Source organism: Desulfurella sp. (assembly GCF_023256235.1).
GTDB lineage: Bacteria > Campylobacterota_A > Desulfurellia > Desulfurellales > Desulfurellaceae > Desulfurella.
Genome location: NZ_JAGDWY010000033.1, coordinates 22,302 through 22,996, shown reverse-complemented (window position 1 = coordinate 22,996; position 695 = coordinate 22,302). Strand labels below are relative to the sequence as shown.

Genomic DNA, 695 nt, shown 5'->3' with positions numbered 1-695 from the left:
TGGATGTTAGTCTAAAAACATCTGTGTATAGGATAATGTAGTGCCTAAGAAAAAACAAAAACCCTGTAGAGAATGGGTTTTGGGTGGAAAAGTGATGAAGTCGGGAGTTATTTAAAGATTTTGGGTACCTGAATCTTATTAAAATAACAACAAAGAAAAGTTTTAAAAAGAATATGAAGCTATGCATATCAAAAACGATTTGGTTATTATCAAAATTGAATGAAAAAAATTACTAAATATTTGATTTTTATCAATTCTTTTTGGACAAAACTTATTTAAAATCAAAATATGACAATCAAAGGAAAAGATTTACCAGATATTGCTTTTAAACTATGGTCTACTATTTGCTTAAAATTATTTTTAGTTTTAATAATATCGGGTTTTATTTTTTTTAAAGCTGCATATTATATTAACGAAATCTGGCTGTTTGTAACTATATTTTTGATTTTTATATTATTTTCAATTATTGTTATATACAAAGAATTCAAAAAATTAAGTTTAAAAAACGAATATTTCAAACATCTATTGCCTTCTTATGGTTTTTTTGGGTTAAACCCACTTTTAATTTATTTATCTCTTACCTGGAGGGCTTTGTTTTTGCTTATACCGCTTATTAGTATTGTGGTATTTTTTTCGCAAGGTTCTATAATAGGCAGGATAATTGTTATTATTTTAGAATTTTTAGTTGGTTACCC

1 pseudogene is annotated in these 695 nt (G+C 25.5%); it reads left to right on the top strand.

What is annotated here, in order from left to right:
- Positions 1–288 precede the first annotated feature (288 nt).
- A pseudogene (locus Q0C22_RS03350) lies at positions 289–695 on the top strand (hypothetical protein); the annotation flags it as partial.